The 17455-nt window shown below is 70.2% G+C and carries 14 protein-coding genes; 6 read left to right on the forward strand and 8 right to left on the reverse strand.

What is annotated here, in order from left to right; genetic code table 11:
• Positions 1-39 precede the first annotated feature (39 nt).
• Positions 40-1107 (forward strand): threonine aldolase family protein, encoded by a 1068-nt coding sequence (locus tag BN1193_RS11490; protein ID WP_040166505.1) that lies wholly within the window; start codon positions 40-42, stop codon positions 1105-1107.
• Positions 1108-1114: 7 nt separating this feature from the next.
• Here BN1193_RS11490 and BN1193_RS11495 read toward each other — a convergent pair whose 3' ends face one another.
• Together BN1193_RS11495 and BN1193_RS11500 are read right to left on the reverse strand one after the other, a co-directional pair.
• Complete coding sequence (locus tag BN1193_RS11495) at positions 1115-3040, reverse strand: M3 family metallopeptidase (RefSeq protein ID WP_040166507.1); 1926 nt, start codon at positions 3038-3040, stop codon at positions 1115-1117.
• Between the two features lie 200 nt (positions 3041-3240).
• A complete protein-coding gene (locus tag BN1193_RS11500; protein ID WP_040166508.1) occupies positions 3241-3852 on the reverse strand; it encodes an NUDIX hydrolase family protein in 612 nt (203 codons plus the stop codon).
• Positions 3853-3930: 78 nt separating this feature from the next.
• On the opposite strand from BN1193_RS11500, the gene BN1193_RS11505 reads away from it, so the two are divergent.
• The gene (locus BN1193_RS11505) at positions 3931-4566 is read left to right on the forward strand and encodes an alpha/beta hydrolase (protein WP_040166511.1); all 636 of its coding nucleotides are present in this window, start codon (positions 3931-3933) and stop codon (positions 4564-4566) included.
• Between the two features lie 293 nt (positions 4567-4859).
• Positions 4860-6473 carry an ABC-F family ATP-binding cassette domain-containing protein gene (locus BN1193_RS11510; protein ID WP_040166939.1) on the forward strand — a complete coding sequence of 538 codons (1614 nt, stop codon included), beginning with the start codon at positions 4860-4862 and terminating at the stop codon, positions 6471-6473.
• Positions 6474-6624: 151 nt separating this feature from the next.
• On the opposite strand, the gene BN1193_RS11515 is transcribed toward BN1193_RS11510, so the two are convergent.
• Complete coding sequence (locus tag BN1193_RS11515; RefSeq protein WP_141396680.1) at positions 6625-6846, reverse strand: hypothetical protein; 222 nt, start codon at positions 6844-6846, stop codon at positions 6625-6627.
• Positions 6847-6974: 128 nt separating this feature from the next.
• Between BN1193_RS11515 and BN1193_RS11520 the strand changes: the two genes are divergently transcribed.
• Positions 6975-7649: an SDR family oxidoreductase gene (locus BN1193_RS11520; protein WP_040166514.1), complete on the forward strand. Its 675-nt coding sequence runs from the start codon at positions 6975-6977 to the stop codon at positions 7647-7649.
• On the opposite strand, the gene BN1193_RS11525 is transcribed toward BN1193_RS11520, so the two are convergent.
• From BN1193_RS11525 to BN1193_RS11540, 4 genes are all read right to left on the reverse strand, one after another.
• A complete protein-coding gene (locus BN1193_RS11525; RefSeq protein ID WP_040166940.1) occupies positions 7635-8336 on the reverse strand; it encodes a Pr6Pr family membrane protein in 702 nt (233 codons plus the stop codon). The genes BN1193_RS11520 and BN1193_RS11525 overlap by 15 nt on opposite strands.
• A 92-nt stretch (positions 8337-8428) precedes the next feature.
• Positions 8429-10336: a carbohydrate-binding domain-containing protein gene (locus BN1193_RS18450; RefSeq protein ID WP_040166515.1), complete on the reverse strand. Its 1908-nt coding sequence runs from the start codon at positions 10334-10336 to the stop codon at positions 8429-8431.
• A 38-nt stretch (positions 10337-10374) separates the two neighbouring features.
• Complete coding sequence (locus BN1193_RS11535) at positions 10375-11163, reverse strand: polyphosphate polymerase domain-containing protein (RefSeq protein WP_040166517.1); 789 nt, start codon at positions 11161-11163, stop codon at positions 10375-10377.
• Positions 11164-11166: 3 nt separating this feature from the next.
• Complete coding sequence (locus BN1193_RS11540) at positions 11167-11748, reverse strand: DUF4956 domain-containing protein (protein WP_052460690.1); 582 nt, start codon at positions 11746-11748, stop codon at positions 11167-11169.
• Positions 11749-11925: 177 nt separating this feature from the next.
• Between BN1193_RS11540 and BN1193_RS11545 the strand changes: the two genes are divergently transcribed.
• On the forward strand, positions 11926-12330 hold the full coding sequence (locus BN1193_RS11545) for a YbjQ family protein (RefSeq protein ID WP_040166519.1): 405 nt from the start codon (positions 11926-11928) through the stop codon (positions 12328-12330).
• A 43-nt stretch (positions 12331-12373) separates the two neighbouring features.
• Here BN1193_RS11545 and BN1193_RS11550 read toward each other — a convergent pair whose 3' ends face one another.
• On the reverse strand, positions 12374-12676 hold the full coding sequence (locus tag BN1193_RS11550; RefSeq protein WP_040166520.1) for a hypothetical protein: 303 nt from the start codon (positions 12674-12676) through the stop codon (positions 12374-12376).
• Between the two features lie 233 nt (positions 12677-12909).
• Here BN1193_RS11550 and BN1193_RS11555 point away from each other — a divergent pair, with 233 nt between their 5' ends.
• A complete protein-coding gene (locus BN1193_RS11555) occupies positions 12910-17427 on the forward strand; it encodes an ATP-dependent helicase (protein ID WP_040166523.1) in 4518 nt (1505 codons plus the stop codon).
• Positions 17428-17455 lie beyond the last annotated feature (28 nt).

Here is a 17455-nt window from a genome sequence, read left to right on the forward strand (position 1 = left end):
CCGAGGCGGACCGGAACACGCGATGACTAGGCTTGTCAGGTGACCACGATCCACGACACAGGCCTGCGCGGCTTCGCCTCCGACAACTACTCCGGCATCCACCCCGAGGTGCTCGCGGCCATCGCCGCCGCCAACGACGGACACCAGATCGCGTACGGCGAGGACGCCTACAGCGCCCGCCTGCAGGAGGTCTTCGCCGAGCACCTGGGCGAGGGCATCGAGGCGTTCCCGGTGTTCAACGGCACCGGCGCGAACGTCGTCGGCCTGCAGTCCATGCTCCCCCGCTGGGGCGCGGTCGTGTGCGCGGACACGGCTCACATCAACGTCGACGAGGGCGGTGCGCCGGAGAAGGTCGGCGGCATCAAGCTGTGGACGGTTCCGACGCCGGACGGCAAGCTCACCACCGACCTCATCGACCGCGAAGCCCGCGGCTGGGGCGATGAGCACCGCGCGCAGCCGCTCGTCGTCTCGATCACCCAGTCCACCGAGCTCGGCACGGTGTACACGCCCGAGGAGGTGCGCGCCATCGCTGACCACGTGCACGGGCTCGGCATGCGCCTGCACATGGACGGTTCCCGTCTCGCCAACGCCGCCGCATCGCTGGACCAGCCGATCCGCGCGTTCACCCGCGACGCGGGAGTCGACGTGATGAGCGTCGGCGGCACCAAGAACGGCGCCATGCTCGCCGAAGCGATCGTCGTGCTCAATCCGGACGCCTCCGAAGGCCTCACCTACCTCCGCAAGACGAACATGCAACTCGCCTCGAAGATGCGCTTCGTGTCGGCGCAGCTCATCGCCCTCTATGAAGGCGACCTGTGGCTGCGCAACGCCCGTCACTCCAACGCGATGGCCGCGCGCCTGCGGTCCGCGCTGGACGCCCGCATCGCGGACGGCACGGTGTCCGGCGTGACGTTCTCCCAGGACACCCAGGCCAACGGTCTGTTCCTCACGCTGCCGGAGGGCGTCGCCGATCGCCTGCGGGAGACGTTCCGGTTCTACGACTGGGACGAGGCCCGCCGCGAGGTCCGCTGGGTGTGCAGCTTCGACACCGCGGAGAGCGACGTCGACCGCCTCGTCGAGCTCGTCGTCGCCGAGACCGGGAACTGATCCCGGATCAGCCCTCGCTGAGCCAGCCGCGGTAGGCGTCGAAGCCCGACGGTCGGCCGAGGAAGTCCTCGATCAGGTCAGCCGCGTCCCGCGTGCCGCCGGGCGCGAGGACGCGGTCGCGGTACCGCGCCGCCGGTTCCGGCGCCATCAGGTCCGCGTCGAACCCGGTGAGCAGGTCGCGCGCGATCACGAGGCTCCACTGGTACGTGTAGTAGCAGGCGCCGTAGCCGGTGAGGTGCCCGAAACCGCACGCGAAGTGGTTGTTCGGCAGCGAGCGCACCCGACTGGAAGCCTGCAGGAGCTCCGTGGTCGCCGCCGTGATGTCCGCGGGAACGTCCGCGTGCAACCGGTACGACACCTGCGCGAGACCGAGCTGACGGCGTACGAGCGTCGCACGCCCGAACCCGTCCGCGACCCGCATCCGCTGCACCAGCGCGGCCGGAATCGGCTCACCGACGGCATTGCGCGCGAATGTGGCGAGCACGTCCGCGTCCCAGGCCCACTCCTCGAGCATCTGGCTGGGCGCCTCGACGAAGTCCCACTCCGTGGCGATCCCGCTCTGCGCGATGAAGCGCTGGTGCCCGCCGACGATGGCGTGCACCAGGTGGCCGAACTCGTGCAGGAACGTCGTGACCTGGTCATGTTCCATCGTGCCGCGCGAGAAGTTGCACAGCAGGGCTCCCTGCGGCAGCTCCCGCCCGGCCATTCCCGTGGCCAGATCGAAGCACGCCGCGTGGTTGTACTTGCCCTCACGCGGGTGCAGGTCCAGGTGGATGCGTCCGATCCGCTCGCCGCCGAAGTGGACGTCGTAGGAACGCACGTCCTCGTGCCAGGCCGGCACGTCAACCGGTTCGTACGCCACCCCGAGCAGTCGCGCGGTGACATCGAGCACGCCGCCCAGCACGTTCGGGAAGAGGAAGTAGGAGCGCACTTCTTGCGAGTCCACCTCGTAGCGCTCGCGCTTGAGCGCTCCCAGGAGGTACGCCAGGTCGGCGGTGGTGACCGCCTCCGCGTCCGGAACGTCCTCGCGCAGTCGCGCCAGCAGCTGGTCGTACTCCGGCTCCGCGGCCGCGGCGGACGCCTCGTCCACCTGGTTCAGGAACGCGGCGACCCCGGCGGAGGAGCGCGCCATCCGCGTCGCGGTCTCGACGTCCGCCCAGTCGCCGAAGCCCAGCAGCAGCGCACGCTCGCGCCGGACGGACAGCAGCTCCTCCAGGACGGCGTCGTTGGCCGGCCACGCGATGTCGCCCTGCAGCTCGCTCATCGCGATCCGCGTGTCGCGGTTCGTGGCGTACTCCCGAATCGGCATCAGGTCGGGGTACTCGGTCGTCACGGTCATGAGGCCGTCGTCGTCCAGCGGGTGCTCGTCGAGGAAGTCCTGGGGAAGCCCGGCGAGCTGCTCCGGGGTGACCCGCATCTCACGACGGCCCTCACGGATGTTGCGCGAGAACTCCATGCTGAGCTCGGTGTCGCGGCGCGCCAGATCCTTCGCGCGGGCGCGTCCGTCCTCGTCGAGGTCCACACCGCCGAGCTTCAGATCCCGCAGGGAGTGCTCCAGCAATCGGGTCTGGTTCGCGTTCAGCCCAGCGGGGTCGAGCGCGCTCAGGACATCCCACAGGTCGCGGTCGATCGTCAGTTCCGCGGCCATCCCGCTCCCGGCGACGTAGTGCTCCTCGGCGGCGTCGCGCACCGCGGCGTCCGGGTGGCATTCGCTCAGCAGCGACCCCTCGCTCTGCACCGAAGCCAGAGCGGCGGACAGGTCGTTCCAGACCTCCAGGGTCTCGGCTGCCGACCGCGCGGAGCCGTCCTTCAGCGCCGCGAGCAGGCGGCGCGCCTCGGCCAGGCGAGCGTCCGGACGCTCGGTGACGAAGCGTGTCCAGCCGTCGGAGTCGGCGGGAAGGGAGATCGGTTCGGGCGTCTGCACGTCGGTCATCCCCCGAGCCTATGACGGGACGCGAAGCAGAACACCCATGGCTCGCACGTGCCGCATGTCAGCGCAGGCCCGCGGGAACCAGCGCATACCGAGAGGCTGCGTGTCAGCGCGGGCCCGCGGGAACCGAACCCGCGCAGACACCGACAGGCACCGTGTCAGCGCAGGCCCACGGGAACCAGCGCATACCGAGAGGCTGCGTGTCAGCGCAGGGCGCCGACCGACGCGAGCGCCAGGCGGATGAGCGTTCCGCGGCCGCCCTCCATCTCGGCGGAGAGCGACTCGCTCTGGGCCTCCTCCGGCGTCATCCAGGTGACCTCGAGCGCGTCCTGACGCGGCTCGCACGTGCCGGTCACGGGCACCACGAACGCGAGGGAGACCGCGTGCTGTCGATCGTCGTGGAACGCACTGACCCCCGGCATCGGGAAGTACTCGGCGACCGTGAACGGCACCGGCTGCGGCGGCAGCAGCGGGAACGCCATCGGACCGAGATCGTTTTCCAGGTGACGGAACAGGGCGTCCCGCACGGTCTCGCCGTAGCGGACGCGTCCGGAGACGATCGTGCGGGTGATCTCTCCGATCGGCGTGGCGCGCAGCAGAATGCCGATCTCCGTCACCGTGCCGGTGCCGTCCGTGCGAACCGGAATCGCCTCGACGTAGAGGATCGGCAGATGACGCCGAGCCTCCATCAGCTCGACCTCGCTCAGCCAACCCGGGTTCGACCCCGGCGCGCGGAACTCGTCCAGGCCCGCGAGCGGATCGTTCGACTCGTCGTCGCGGTCGTTCGGTTCGGGGTCAGGCGTGCGGACAGGCATGACTCCTGTATACCCGCTCGTCCGCACGATCGCGGCGGTGGCGCGAGTCGTGTCCGCCCCGCCTGGCATGATGGCGGGATGATCCCCGCCCTCGACCCCGACGTCGTGCAGTGGTCCGTCGCCCCGGACGAGCGCGGCGACCGACCCGTCGTCCTCCTCCTGCACGGCTACGGTTCTGACGAACTGGACCTGACCGGACTGATCCCGCACCTGCCCGACGCGTTCGTGTACGCCGCGGTGCGCGCGCCGCTCAGCCCGCCGTGGCCGGCGCCGGGCTATTCCTGGTACCCGATCGAGGGGCTGGACGACCGCTCCGCCGAGCCGATCACCGCCGCCGCGCGCCGCGTTCTGGAGTGGGCGGACGCCGTGGGTCTCGGCGAGTTCGGCATGCTCGGCTTCTCGCAGGGTGGCGCGGTGTCGCTGCAGACCCTGCGCGTCGCCCCGGAGCGCGTCTCCTTCGTGGTGAACCTCGCCGGCTACGCCACTCCGGGTGAGGTCCCCGGAGACGCCACGCTCCGGACGGCGAAGCCCCCGGTGTTCTGGGGCCGGGGCGCGCTCGATCAGGTCATCCCGGAACCGCTCGTCGCGCACACCGTGGAGTGGTTGCCCGGCTACAGCGACCTCTCCGGTCGCGTGTACGCCGGACTCGCCCACGCCGTCAATGGGGACGAACTCGCCGACGTCGCGACGTTCCTCGCCAAGCGTCTGAGCTGACCTGACGTGAGCTGACCAGACGTGAGCTGACCCCACGTGAGGTGGACGAATCGGGACACGCCGGGTACAGTGGCGGAGTCCTGTCCCCGACGAACGGAAAGAACCGTTGAAGGTTTTCGCCGCTTCCGTGCTCCTCTCGCGCTGACCCGTCGACCCTTCGCCTGACAGGCCTTCCGCCGTTTCGGCGTCGACGCTCCAGCGCATCCATCCGCGCTGACCCGTCGAAACGCCACCGGTTTCCCGTGGCTGCAGCCCCGCTGCCGGTGTCGCGCACCAGCTTCTGGGAGGCCCTCATGGCATTCACCCCCGCCGTCGTCTTCGACGACGTCACCTTCACCTGGCCGGACGGATCCGTGGCGCTCAGTCACGTCTCCGGCGCGTTCTCCACCGGCCGAACCGGCCTGGTCGGACGCAACGGCTCCGGCAAGTCCACCCTGTTGAAACTCGCCGCCGGCGAGCTCCGGCCCACCACCGGGCATGTCACCGCGTCCGGAACCGTCGCGACCCTCCGGCAGTCCCTCACCCTCGACACCGACCGTCCCGTCGCCGACCTGCTCGGCATCGCCGACGTGCTCGCCGCCGTCCGCGCGGTCGAATCCGGAGACGTCGCGGAGCAGCACTTCGACACGATCGGCGACGATTGGGACGTCGAGGCGCGCGCGCACGCGGCACTCGCCGATGCCGGCCTCCCACCCGACGCGCTCGAGCGCAGGGTGGCGCATCTGTCCGGAGGTGAAGCGATGCTCGTCGCGATCGCGGGCCTCCGCCTGCGCGGCGCCGACATCACCCTGCTGGACGAGCCCACGAACAACCTCGATCGAGACGCCCGGTCCCGCCTCGGCGGGATGGTGCGGTCCTGGCCGGGCTCTCTCATCGTCGTCAGCCACGACGTCGAGCTCCTCGAACTGATGGACTCCACCGCCGAGCTCTACGAGAACACGCTGTCGGTGTTCGGCGGCCCGTATTCGCAGTGGCGCGCGTGGCTGGACACCGAGCAGGAAGCGGCGAAGGCCGCCGAGCGCACGGCGGCGAACGCGGTCCGCGTCCAGAAACGCGAGCGGATCGAGGCGGACGAGAAGCTCGCCACACGCGCGCAGATGGGGAAGAAGGCGCAGCGCGAGAAGCGTGTGCCGCTCATCGTCGCGCACGGTCGAAAGATGAAGGCCGAGGTCTCCGCGGGCAAGCATCGCGGTGAAATGCGCGCCCGCGAGGACGACGCCCGCGCAGCGCTCGACGCGGCCGAACGCCGAGTCCGCGAGGACGACGCGATCCGGATCGACCTGCCGGACCCGTCCGTCGCGGCGGGGCGCCGCATCGCGACGCTCGGCGACGGAGAGCGGGAGTGGATCCTGCAGGGCCCGGAGCGGACCGCCCTCGTCGGCCCGAACGGTGCCGGCAAGTCCACCCTGCTGAACCAGCTGCTGACGGGCGAAGGGGCGCCGTGGCGACCGGCGTTCACCGCCGAGGCGCACACCGACCGCATCGGTCATCTCGCTCAGCGGTTGGACGGACTGGACGAGAACGCCTCCGCCGAGGAGAACGTGCGCGCGGCGGCGCCGCATGTTCCGGACCGCGAGCTGCGCAACCGCCTCGCCCGGTTCCTCATTCGCGGAGACGCGATGCGCCGTCCGGTGCGGTCCCTGTCCGGCGGCGAACGCTTCCGTGTCGCCCTGGCCCGGATGCTGTTGAGTGAGCCGCCGGCGCAGCTGCTGGTGCTCGACGAGCCGACGAACAACCTGGACCTCGACACCGTGGATCAGCTGGTGGACGCCCTGTCGCAGTATCGCGGCGCGATCCTCGTGACCAGCCACGACGCGACGTTCCTGGACCGTCTCGGGATCGACCTCACGCTCGCGCTGGACGCGGACGGAACCCTCACGGAGGTGCCGCGTGAGATGACGAGCTGAGGTTCGCCCGCACCGATCCGTCAGTCATGCGTGAGGTGGGCACGCCGTACCCGCCGACCTCGCTGACGATCAGAGGTTCAGTCGCGCGCGAGATGGGCACGCCGTACCCGCCGGCCTCGCTGACGATCTGAGGTTCGCCCGCACCGATCCGTCAGTCGTGCGCGAGATATGCACGACGGACGCGGCGGACCACCAGGTCCAGGCCCAGCGCGACGGCCACACCCGCAGCGATGCCGGTGACGAGCCCGAACGGTTCGGCCGGCATCGCGGTCACCGTGACTGTTCCGACGATCGCCCCGACCAGAACGGACATGGTGATCTCTGTCGCGCGGATGCCCGGCTCGGAAACCATGGTCTGCGTGTTCTCGCTCATGTCCTTCACGCTACGGAGGGCCTGCACGACCCACATCCCGCCAGCGGATGATCCTTCCCGTACATCGAGAGATGTACAGCAACCCCGACCCGAGTACGGGTCACCCCGAGATCTGAAAAGTCAGACCCATGACGCACTCCCCCCTCGCCCTGGTCACCGGCGCCGCGCGCGCGAACTCCATCGCCGCGGGCATCGTCCCCCGACTCCGGGAGGACGGCTGGACCGTCGTGACCAGCGACCTCGCCGACGCGGACGTTCCGTGCGATCTGTCCACCGCCGACGGACCCGAGACGCTGATCAACGCGGTCACGGATGAACACGGACCGATCTCCGGGCTGGTCCTGAGCCACGCGCACGACATCGAGAGCGGCATCCTGGACACCACCGCGGAGAGCTTCGACCGCCACGTCGCCGTGAACGCGCGCGACTCCCTGCTGCTGATCGCGGCATTCGCGCGGCAGGTGCCCTCCGGCGGCGGCGCGATCGTCGCGCTGACGAGTGACCACGTCACCGGCAACCTGCCGTACGGGGCCTCCAAGGGTGCGCTCGATCGCATCGTGATCTCGGCGGGACGTGAGCTCGGTCCGCTCGGCATCGCGGCGAACGTGCTCAACCCCGGTCCGATCGACACGGGATGGATGACCGACGACGTGCGACGGGAGCTCACGGCCGCGTATCCGCAGGGGCGCATGGGAGTGCCCGGCGACATCGCCGGCGTCGTGGCGTTCCTGCTCTCCCCCGCGGGCCGGTGGATCTCCGGCCAACTGCTGCACGCAGACGGCGCGTTCTCAGCGCGCTTCTGAGCGGGCACTCGCGCGGTGGCGGGCCCAGAGCCCGAGGAGGCGGTCCAGGACGACGTAGACGTAGCCGACCGCGATCAGTGCGACGGCCAGTCCGCCGACCCACAGCGCGACCCCACCCCAGCCGTAGGTGGCCGGATTCATGAACGGGTACGGGACGGGTTCGCCGTTGCCGAAGTCGCCACCGACCGCACCGTAGAGATAGGAGATCACGAGGTAACCGATCGGGATGAGGATCCAGCGCGGCGGGTCGGACCAGCGGAAGAACCCCTTCGGCGTGAACACCAGCCAGTCGGCGATCGCAAGGCTCGGCGCGATGATGTGGATGAGGTTGTCCGTCAGCGTGAACGGCACGTAGTCGCTGTTCGGGTTCGACAGGGTGATCGGCAACAGCACGAACAGATAGATCAGCATCGTGACGGTGAGCGCCATCATCACCGCTCCCCCGAACCGGGCGGACACCGTGGACGTGCCGCGTGGGCCCTCTCGCCGGAGATCAACGGCGGTCCGCCGGGCCTGCAGGATGAACCAGACCAGGCCGAGGAGATTGCTCAGCACGGTGAAGAAGAGGAACGTGTAGCCGTCGAATTTCCCCTCGAACACGTCGGCGTTGCGCAGCACCCCCCACAGGATCACGAGCGGCGCCAGGACGCGAAACGCCAGCGCGATTCGTCGATCAGATACAACCATGTGCCGATGAAACCACCGAAACACCCAGGCACGTCCGAGACCTCCCGCAGTGCGGGGTGTGTCGGACGTGCCTGGGTGTTTCGCGGAGGGGATCAGGGACGACCGCCGCCGCCCATACCACCGGCGATCGCGGTTCCGGCGGTGACCTCGGTGCCGTCGGCACCGTTCACGGAGATCGTGTAGGTGCCCTTTGCGGTGACCGCGTCGGAGGAGTACACGATCGAGGCGAAGGTCTTCGTCGCGGTGTAGCTCGTCAGCTCGGTGCCGTCGGCGTCCGTGATCGTGATCACATCTCCCGCCTTGCCCGAGGCCAGTCCGGCGACCCACGCCTGCTTCGAGTCCGTCTCGGGCGCCTCAGCCATGCCGGACGATCCCACCGCAGTGAGCGTGCCACCGCTGATGGTGATCCCGCCGTTGGAGTCCAGCGCACCGTTGCCGTTGTCGGTGGGACCCGCGACGGTGATGGTGCCGCCGGTGATCTCCACCGTGCCGTTGGAGTCCAGACCGTCGCCACCGGCGTCGATCGAGACCGTGCCGCCGGAGATGATCATCGTCTCGCCGGTGTCGGACATGCCGCCACCGCCCATGCCGCCACCATCGCCGCCGGGCGCTTGTCCACCGCCGCCGGGGCCACCGGTCGGCATGTCCGTCGGACGCTCACCCTGCGGCATCTGGCCGCCGCCACCGGGACCACCGGTCGGCATGTCGGTCGGCATGTCGCCGCCCTGAGGCATGTCCGTCGGCATGTCCGTCGGCATGTCGCCGCCCTGAGGCATCTGACCACCACCGGCGTCACCGGAGCTCGACAGCCCCGCGGCGTTGATGCCGTCGTCGGCGGAGACGAGCTTCGACGTGCCGCCGGAGATGCGGATGTCCACCGCCTCGAGCGCCTCCTCGGACTTGGTGACGTTGACGGTGCCGTCCTTGACCTGCAGGGCGGAATCGGCATGCACGCCGTCATCGCCGGCCGCGATCGTCAGGTCCGCACCGCCGAGGCCGATGGACCCGTTCGAGTGCACCCCGTCGTCGGCGGAGTCGATTGAGATCGTGCCGCCGTCCAGGGCGATGATCGCGTCGGAGACGATGCCGCGTGGCGACTCGTCCTCACCCACATCTGCGCCGGCACCGCCGCCCGCGTTCGCGGTCAGCGTGCCCCCGGTGACGACGACGTCCGTGGTCGCCGAGACGGCGTCATCCCCCGCGGTGATCGTGAGCGACCCACCCGCGATGTGGACGAAGCCGCGGGTGTCGTCATCGTCCTCGTCGCTCTTCAGGCCGTCGCCGGCCGCGTCGACGGTGATCGTGCCGCCCTCGATCACCAGCGCGTCCTTGCCGCGCAGACCGTCGTCGACCGAATCGACGGTCAGATTCCCGGCGAGGACGGTGAGGTCGTTCTTCGAGGTGATCGCGTCGTTGCCGTTGCCGTGCACGGTGAGGGAACCGGTGCCGTCGATCGTGAGGTCTTCGGCGGAGTAGATGGCGGCGTTCGTCTTCGCATCGTCCGCGTACGTGTCGGTGTCCGACACGGTGTTCTTCGTCCCGTCGGCGAGCACGAGAGCGACGCCGTCAGCAGAGGTGACCGTGATGGCCGAGCCCGACGTGTTGTCGATGGTCGCACCGTCGAGGAGGAGGACGACATCCGCGTCCTCCGGTGCCGAGACGTCGACGGAACCGGTGAGGTCGCCGGAGAGCCGGTAGACCCCGGCCGCGGTGATCGTGACGGTCGAGCCGTCAATGGAGACGCCCTCGCCGGCCGCCGTCGCCGATGACCCGGACAGCGTCACGGCCACGGCGTCGTCCAGAGAATAGTCATCGGACCGGAGCACGGAGACATCGTGGTCGGCGGCGAGCACCGTCTGGGCGCTGAGGTCCGCGTCCGCATCCCGTTTCACGTCGGCGGCGGTCTCGGATGAGGCTTCGGATGCCGCCACGGCGCAGCCGGCGAGGGTGAAGCCGACGGCCGCGATGGCGAGGGTGGGCAGAATCAGACGGCGACGCATATTTCCTCCTCGTTGGTGTCGCGTACTGGTGGGGAAGGTCAGGCGGCGCACGACGCCACCTCCGCCGGAGCAGAACTCCGGGGTGAGCAGAAGGGACCGGAGAGCAGTCGCGCCCACCGGTTGCGGGGCAGCTCCGGACGCAGCGCGGCCAGGCCCGTGGCGTACTTGCTGACCGAGACCGGTCGGACGCCGAAGCTCCACAGCAGCCGGTCGACGACCCCGGCGCGGGCACCGGACTTCGTCTCGATGATGGCCATGTCCGGCAGCGCGAGCGTCGTCCCGGTGGCGTCGTCCCAGTGCAGGTCGACGTCGATGGTGGCGCGCGCGCCGTCCGTGCTCAGCAGGGTCGCGCGGCGATAGCGGGAGGCCAGCGTGGCGTCCAGGTCGTGTGCCACCAGCGGCTCGACACCGACGCCGGCCAGGGCATCGGCGATGTCGACCAAGGCGTCCCTGGTGAGCGTGGACGGGTCACCGTCGTACTCGCCGCGGTCCTTCTGCGTCGTACCGCGGGCGCCCTTGGTCTTGATCTCCAGGAAGTTCCCGCCGGTGTCGAGGTAGCTCCGGGTGCGCACCTTGAACCGCCGGCGGCGACCCAGCGCCGCCATCCGGAAGCTCAGCAGGTCCGGGGTGTCGAAGTACATCGACGCGTATCCGAAGGCCCGGGAACCGTCGATCTCCAGCACCCGCGTGTCCTCCGGCACCGCGGCCAGCAGCGTGGGCAGGGCCGAGCGCGGCACGACGTACTTGCGGTCGACGCGGGTGAGCAGGGCGGCCTCGAGGATCAGCTCGTCCAGGGTGATCGGCTCCAGGTGAGCGAGGCTGTTCATTCGTCACGCCTCCTGCAGGGACCGCGACTTCACGGCGTCATCGGTGCGGTAGCGCACGTCCACGAGGGTGGTGTCGTTGACGAGGTCGAGGCGCTGGACCGTGTAGGACTGCACGCGCCCACCGAGTCGCTCGCCGAGTTCGGCGACGAGCTCGGCCTCGTCGACGATGGCGCGGTCGAGGTGGACCAGCTGCTGCCGAGCACGCGCGAACAGCCCCGGGTGGTCCGCGATGGCGATCACCAGCAGGATGAGCACGTTCAGCGCGAGCGGGACCCAGAGGTCGCTCTGCGGCAGACCGTTGATGAGGCCGATCGCGAGGGCGGCGAAGTAGTAGGCGACCTCGCGCTGGCTGATCTCGCTGGAGCGCAGGCGGATGATCGACAGCACGCCGAACAGTCCGAGTCCGAGTCCCATCGCGACCTCCGCGTTCGCGAGGACCGAGGTGACCGCGAGCACGCCGACGTTGACCACCAGGAACGCGACCACGAGGTCGCGCCGGTGGTGCCGTCGGTAGTACAGCCCGAGACTGAGAATGAGGGCGGCGGCGATGTCCGTTCCGATGAGGAGCAGGGCTGTGCCGGTCATGGAGGAACTCCTGTCTGTGGGGGTGGGGAGTTCCATCTGACCGCGGCGGTCTATGCGGACCCTATGGAATGCGTCAGGCGCGCCGACGAATACAGGACCCTGCGTCTCGTATTGCTCCCACGGCTGACGCCAGGATTCATCGCTCGGATCGGCCTCCGGCCGTGTCAGAATCTCGGCATGATCGTGGTGACGACGAATGACATCCCGGGGTATCGGATCGACGCGGTGTTCGGCGAGGTGATGGGACTCACCGTGCGCTCGGCCAACATGGGCCAGAACTTCGTGGCGAGCTTCCGCTCCATCGGCGGCGGCGAGATGACCGAGTACACGAACCTCATGTACGAGTCGCGTCAGGAGGTCATGGCGCGGATGGTGGCCGAGGCTCAGAAACGCGGAGGGAACGCCATCGTGGCCATGCGCTTCGACACCGGGGAGATCGCGCAGAACTTCTCCGAGGTGTGCGCCTACGGCACCGCCGTGTTCGCCATTCCGCTCGCCGCCGGCGACGCGGGCGCCACCGGCCAGTCCGCACAGGTCGCCGGGAGCGGAGTGCCATCGCAGCAGTTCCCCACGGCCCCCTGATCGGCGACCCGACGCTCACGCGGTACCGCTACGGCGGCTGACCTCAGTCGCCGCCGCCCATGGTGGACGCATCTCCGGAATCCGCGGGACCGTCGTGGTCGTCCGGCCCGGACGCCGTCCCGTCCCCGGACCCGTTACCCGAGCCGCGTTCCTTGCCGCGGGCCACCCCCCAGGACACGCCGATGGCGACCCCGAGCGCCAGTCCGATTCCCAACCACATCCCCAGGTTGTGCTGCGCGACCCCCAAGGCTGTGCCGAGCCCGACGCCGAGAGCGATCCCGACCCCCAGTCCCGTCCCGATCGACCGCTGCTTCCCACCGTCGTGGTGTCCCTCGTCCGTGGCCATCGTGCTCACCGTCCCCCTGCGTCCGAGTTCTTCACGCTACCGAAGCGCTCCGCCGCCGGCCTCCCCCGCACGACGGAGATCGTGCACATGGAGAACCGGGCCCGGATGACTCAAGACTCACAACACCGATGCGCCCACGGCGAACCCGGCCCGAATGACTCAGCCAGCCCCAACACCGATGCGCCCACGGCGAACCCGGCCCGAATGTCCGTACGACCCGGCAGAATGAGCGCGTGGATGTGCTCGACCAGTTCGGTCCCGCGACCAGCGACTGGTTCCGGGGCGCGTTCGCGAACCCCACACCGGCCCAGCAGGGTGCCTGGACGGCGATCTCCGGCGGACGCCACGCCCTCGTCGTCGCGCCGACCGGTTCGGGCAAGACGCTCTCCGCATTCCTGTGGTCCATCGACCGCCTCTTCCACGACGGCACCGGCGGCAACGAGCGCACCAAGATCCTCTACATCTCGCCGCTGAAGGCCCTCGGCGTCGACGTGGAACGCAACCTCCGCTCCCCCCTCGTCGGCATCACGCAGGCCGCCCGCCGGCTCGGGATCACCCCGCCGGACGTCTCCGTCGGCGTCCGCTCCGGCGACACCCCACCGAAGGATCGCCGCACCCTCATCGCGCACCCGCCGGACATTCTCATCACCACGCCCGAGTCGCTGTACCTGATGCTCACCTCGCGGGCCCGGGAGACGCTCACGGACGTCCACACCGTCATCATCGACGAGGTCCACGCCGTCGCCGCGACCAAGCGCGGCGCGCACCTGGCGGTGAGTCTGGAGCGTCTGGACGCCCTGCTGGACAAGCCCGCCCAGCGCATCGGACTGTCCGCCACCGTCCGCCCGATCGATGAGGTGGCACGCTTCCTCGGCGGCGCTGCACCGGTCGAGATCGTGGCTCCGCCGGCGACCAAGACGTTCGATCTGCAGGTCGAAGTCCCCCTCGATGACATGTCGCACCCGCCGATTCCGGAGGCCGAGGCCGCCGACTGGTTCGACGCGGACGCGGGGCCGCAGCAGACCGAGATCACCGGCTCGGTCTGGCCGTTCGTCGAGGAGGCGATCGTCGATCGCGTGCTCGAAGCACGGTCCACGATCGTGTTCGCCAATTCGCGCCGACTCGCCGAGCGCCTCACGGAGCGTCTGAACGAGATCTATGCCGAGCGGTTGGGCGTGGCGGAGCCGGCCGCGGACGGGGACACCGCCCCCCTCCTCGCGAAAGCGCACCACGGCTCGGTGTCCAAGGAACAGCGCGCGATCGTCGAGGAGGAGCTCAAATCCGGCCTGCTGCGGTGCGTGGTCGCGACGAGCTCCCTCGAACTCGGCATCGACATGGGCGCCGTGGACCTCGTCATCCAGGTGGAGGCACCGCCGTCCGCCGCCAGCGGCCTCCAGCGCGTCGGGCGCGCCGGGCACCAGGTGGGCGAGATCTCGGTCGCGAAGATGTTCCCGAAGCATCGGGCGGACGTGCTGCACACCGCGATCGTCACGGAGCGGATGCTGTCCGGCCAGATCGAGGCGATCGCGATCCCGCAGAACCCCCTGGACATCCTCGCCCAGCAGACCGTCGCGGCGACCGCGCTGGAACCGCTGAACGTCGAGGAGTGGTACGACCAGGTCCGCCGGTCAGCCCCGTTCCGGTCCCTGCCCCGCTCGGCGTACGAGGCGACCCTGGACCTCCTCGCCGGACGGTACCCGTCGGACGAGTTCGCCGAGCTCCGTCCCCGGGTGATCTGGGACCGCGACGCCGGGACGATCACCGGACGTCCGGGCGCGCAGCGCCTCGCCGTCATCAGCGGCGGCACGATCCCCGACCGTGGCCTGTTCGGAGTCTTCGTCGCCGGTGAGAGTCGGGGCGCCCGCGTCGGCGAGCTCGATGAGGAGATGGTCTACGAGTCGCGCGTCAACGACGTCTTCACGCTCGGCACCACGAGCTGGAAGATCGTGGAGATCACCCACGACCGCGTCAACGTCGTTCCCGCGTTCGGCCAGCCCGGCAAGCTCCCGTTCTGGCACGGCGACGGCCTCGGCCGCCCCGCCGAACTCGGCGAGGCGCTCGGCCGGATGACGCGCGAGATCGCGTCGGCGGCCCCGGAGAAGACCGCCGCGCGCCTGACCGAGGCGGGGTTGGACGAGAAGGCGCAGGACAACCTCCTGGCCTACCTGCGCGAGCAGAAGGCCGCCACCGGCACCCTGCCGACCGATCGCACCCTCACCGTCGAACGCGGCAAGGATGAGGTCGGCGATTGGCGGATCATCCTGCATTCCCCCTACGGCATGTCCGTCCATTCGCCGTGGGCGCTGGCCGTGAACGCCCGCATCCGCGAGCGCCTGGGAGTGGAGGGCTCGGCGGTGGCCAGCGATGACGGCATCATCGCGCGCGTTCCGGACGCCACCAGCGAGACGCCCGGAGCCGAGCTGTTCGTGTTCGACCCGGACGAGATCGAAGCGCTCGTGACCGCCGAGGTGGGCGGCTCCGCGCTGTTCGCCTCCCGCTTCCGCGAGTGCGCCGCCCGCGCCCTGCTGCTGCCCCGGCAGAATCCGAACAAGCGGTCCCCGCTGTGGCAGCAGCGCCAGCGCTCGGCGCAGTTGCTGGAAGTGGCCAAGCGCCACCCCACGTTCCCGATCATCCTGGAGACCCTGCGCGAGGTGCTGCAGGACGTCTATGACCTCCCGGCCCTGCTCGGCATCGCACGCCAGATCGAGCAGCGCAAGATCCGCCTGGTCGAGACGGATCCCTCGGTGCCCTCGCCGTTCGCCCGCGACCTGCTGTTCGGCTACGTCGGGGAGTTCATGTACGAGGGCGACTCGCCTCTCGCCGAGCGCCGTGCCGCGGCGCTGTCGGTCGATCCCGCGCTGCTGGGCGAACTGCTCGGCAAGGTCGAGATGCGTCAGCTGCTGGACCCGGAGGTCATCGCGCAGTTCGAGGCGGAGGCGCAGCGGCTCGCTCCGGACCGCCGCGTCCGCGACGTCGAGGGCGTCGCCGACCTGCTGCGCGTGCTCGGCCCGCTGACGCCGACCGAGGTCGCCGCTCGGCTGGAGTCCCAGGACCGAGGCGAGGCGACGGCCGCTCTCGCCCGCCTTGTGGACGCCCGCCGCGCCATCGAGGTCGTGATCGCCGGAGACACCCGGACCGCCGCGATCGAGGATGCCGGACGTCTGCGCGACGCGCTCGGGGTCGCCCTGCCGGTCGGTGTGCCGTTGGCCTTCCTGGAACCGCTGCCGGACCCGCTCGGTGACCTCGTCGCCCGCCACGCCCGCACGCACGGTCCGTTCACCACCGACGCGGTCGCAACCCGCCTCGGCATCGGCGCGGCCGTCGCTCGGCACACGCTGCAGCGGCTGGAGCAGTCGGGCCGATTGTCGTCCGGGTTCTTCCTCCCCGACGGCACCGGAGACGAGCCGGAGTGGTGCGACGCGGAGGTGCTCCGACGCCTGCGGATGCGCTCCCTGGCCGCCCTGCGCGGCAGTGTCGAGCCGGTCTCCGGCACCGCCTACGCCCGCTTCCTGCCGGACTGGCAGCACCTGGAACGTCCGCTGGACGGCATCGATGGGGTCGTCGCCGTGATCGAACAGCTCGCCGGAGTGCCGATTCCGGCGAGCGCCTGGGAGTCCCTGATCCTCCCGGGCCGCGTGCGCGATTACGCCCCGGCGATGCTCGATGAGCTGACCAGCACCGGTGAGGTGCTCTGGTCCGGCCACGGTGCGCTCCCCGGGCGCGACGGGTGGATCGCGCTGCACACGGCGGACGCCGCCGCGGTCACTCTCCCGGAACCGGACGGCGAGATCGCCCCGGGTTCGCTGTCCGATCAGCTGCTGAGCGTGCTCGCCGGCGGGGGCGCCTACTTCGCCGGCCAGCTGCAGCAGCTCACCGGGGCCCTGAACGAGCAGTCCGTGATCGAGGCGCTGTGGGAGCTGGCGTGGTCCGGACGCGTCAGCAACGACACCTTCGCCCCGATCCGTTCTCTCCTACGTGGCGGGAGCCAGGCGCACCGCGTCGCGCGATCCGCACCCCGCACCCGGATGTACCGCGGCACCAAACTGCCGCGCGTGGCGACGCCCCCGCCCCGGCCGACCGCGGTCGGCGGGCGCTGGTCGCTGCTACCCGCGGCCGAGGTCGACCCGTCCCTGCGGGCGGCCGCGAGCGCCTCGATCCTGCTGGACCGATACGGGGTGGTCACCCGTGGTCCCGTGCAGACCGAGGAGGTCCCCGGCGGCTTCGCGCAGGTGTACCGGACCCTCGCCGGCTTCGAGAACGCCGGACACTGCCGTCGCGGGTACTTCATCGAGAAGCTCGGTGCGGCCCAGTTCGCCACGTCCGCCACCGTGGACCGGCTCCGGCAGTTCGCCGCGACCGACGATCCGCCGCCGCTGCGGTCGCGGACGCTGGCGGCCACCGATCCGGCGAACCCGTACGGTGCCGCACTCCCCTGGCCTGCCCTGGACGCGGTCAAGCACCGGCCGGGACGCAAGGCCGGCGGGCTTGTGGTGCTCGTGGACGGAGAGCTGGTCCTCTACCTCGAGCGCGGCGGGCGGACGGTGCTGAGCTTCACGGCCGACGAGGACGTGAACCGGGCCGCGGCCCGGAGCCTCGTGCAGACCGCTCGCGAGCGGCGCCTGGAAACGCTCACGATCGAGCAGGTCAACGGGGAATTCGTCTACACCACCGAGCTCGGTCGTGCGTTGCGGGACGCCGGCTTCGTGGAGTCCACGAAGGGTCTGACGTTCCGGAAGAATCCGCGTGCCTGAGGGAGACACGCTGTTCGAAGGAGACACG

The organism is Microbacterium gorillae, assembly GCF_000826185.2.
Taxonomy (GTDB): Bacteria; Actinomycetota; Actinomycetes; order Actinomycetales; family Microbacteriaceae; genus Microbacterium; species Microbacterium gorillae.

Excerpts from the sequence above, each read along its gene's own strand:
- BN1193_RS18450 (WP_040166515.1), bottom strand. The coding sequence starts at position 10,336 with ATGCGTCGCCGTCTGATTCTGCCCACCCTCGCCATCGCGGCCGTCGGC.
- BN1193_RS11505 (WP_040166511.1), top strand. The coding sequence starts at position 3,931 with ATGATCCCCGCCCTCGACCCCGACGTCGTGCAGTGGTCCGTCGCCCCG.
- BN1193_RS11520 (WP_040166514.1), top strand. The coding sequence starts at position 6,975 with ATGACGCACTCCCCCCTCGCCCTGGTCACCGGCGCCGCGCGCGCGAAC.
- BN1193_RS11545 (WP_040166519.1), top strand. The coding sequence starts at position 11,926 with ATGATCGTGGTGACGACGAATGACATCCCGGGGTATCGGATCGACGCG.
- BN1193_RS11540 (WP_052460690.1), bottom strand. The coding sequence starts at position 11,748 with ATGACCGGCACAGCCCTGCTCCTCATCGGAACGGACATCGCCGCCGCC.
- BN1193_RS11515 (WP_141396680.1), bottom strand. The coding sequence starts at position 6,846 with ATGAGCGAGAACACGCAGACCATGGTTTCCGAGCCGGGCATCCGCGCG.
- BN1193_RS11495 (WP_040166507.1), bottom strand. The coding sequence starts at position 3,040 with ATGACCGACGTGCAGACGCCCGAACCGATCTCCCTTCCCGCCGACTCC.
- BN1193_RS11500 (WP_040166508.1), bottom strand. The coding sequence starts at position 3,852 with ATGCCTGTCCGCACGCCTGACCCCGAACCGAACGACCGCGACGACGAG.
- BN1193_RS11550 (WP_040166520.1), bottom strand. The coding sequence starts at position 12,676 with ATGGCCACGGACGAGGGACACCACGACGGTGGGAAGCAGCGGTCGATC.
- BN1193_RS11510 (WP_040166939.1), top strand. The coding sequence starts at position 4,860 with ATGGCATTCACCCCCGCCGTCGTCTTCGACGACGTCACCTTCACCTGG.
- BN1193_RS11535 (WP_040166517.1), bottom strand. The coding sequence starts at position 11,163 with ATGAACAGCCTCGCTCACCTGGAGCCGATCACCCTGGACGAGCTGATC.
- BN1193_RS11525 (WP_040166940.1), bottom strand. The coding sequence starts at position 8,336 with ATGGTTGTATCTGATCGACGAATCGCGCTGGCGTTTCGCGTCCTGGCG.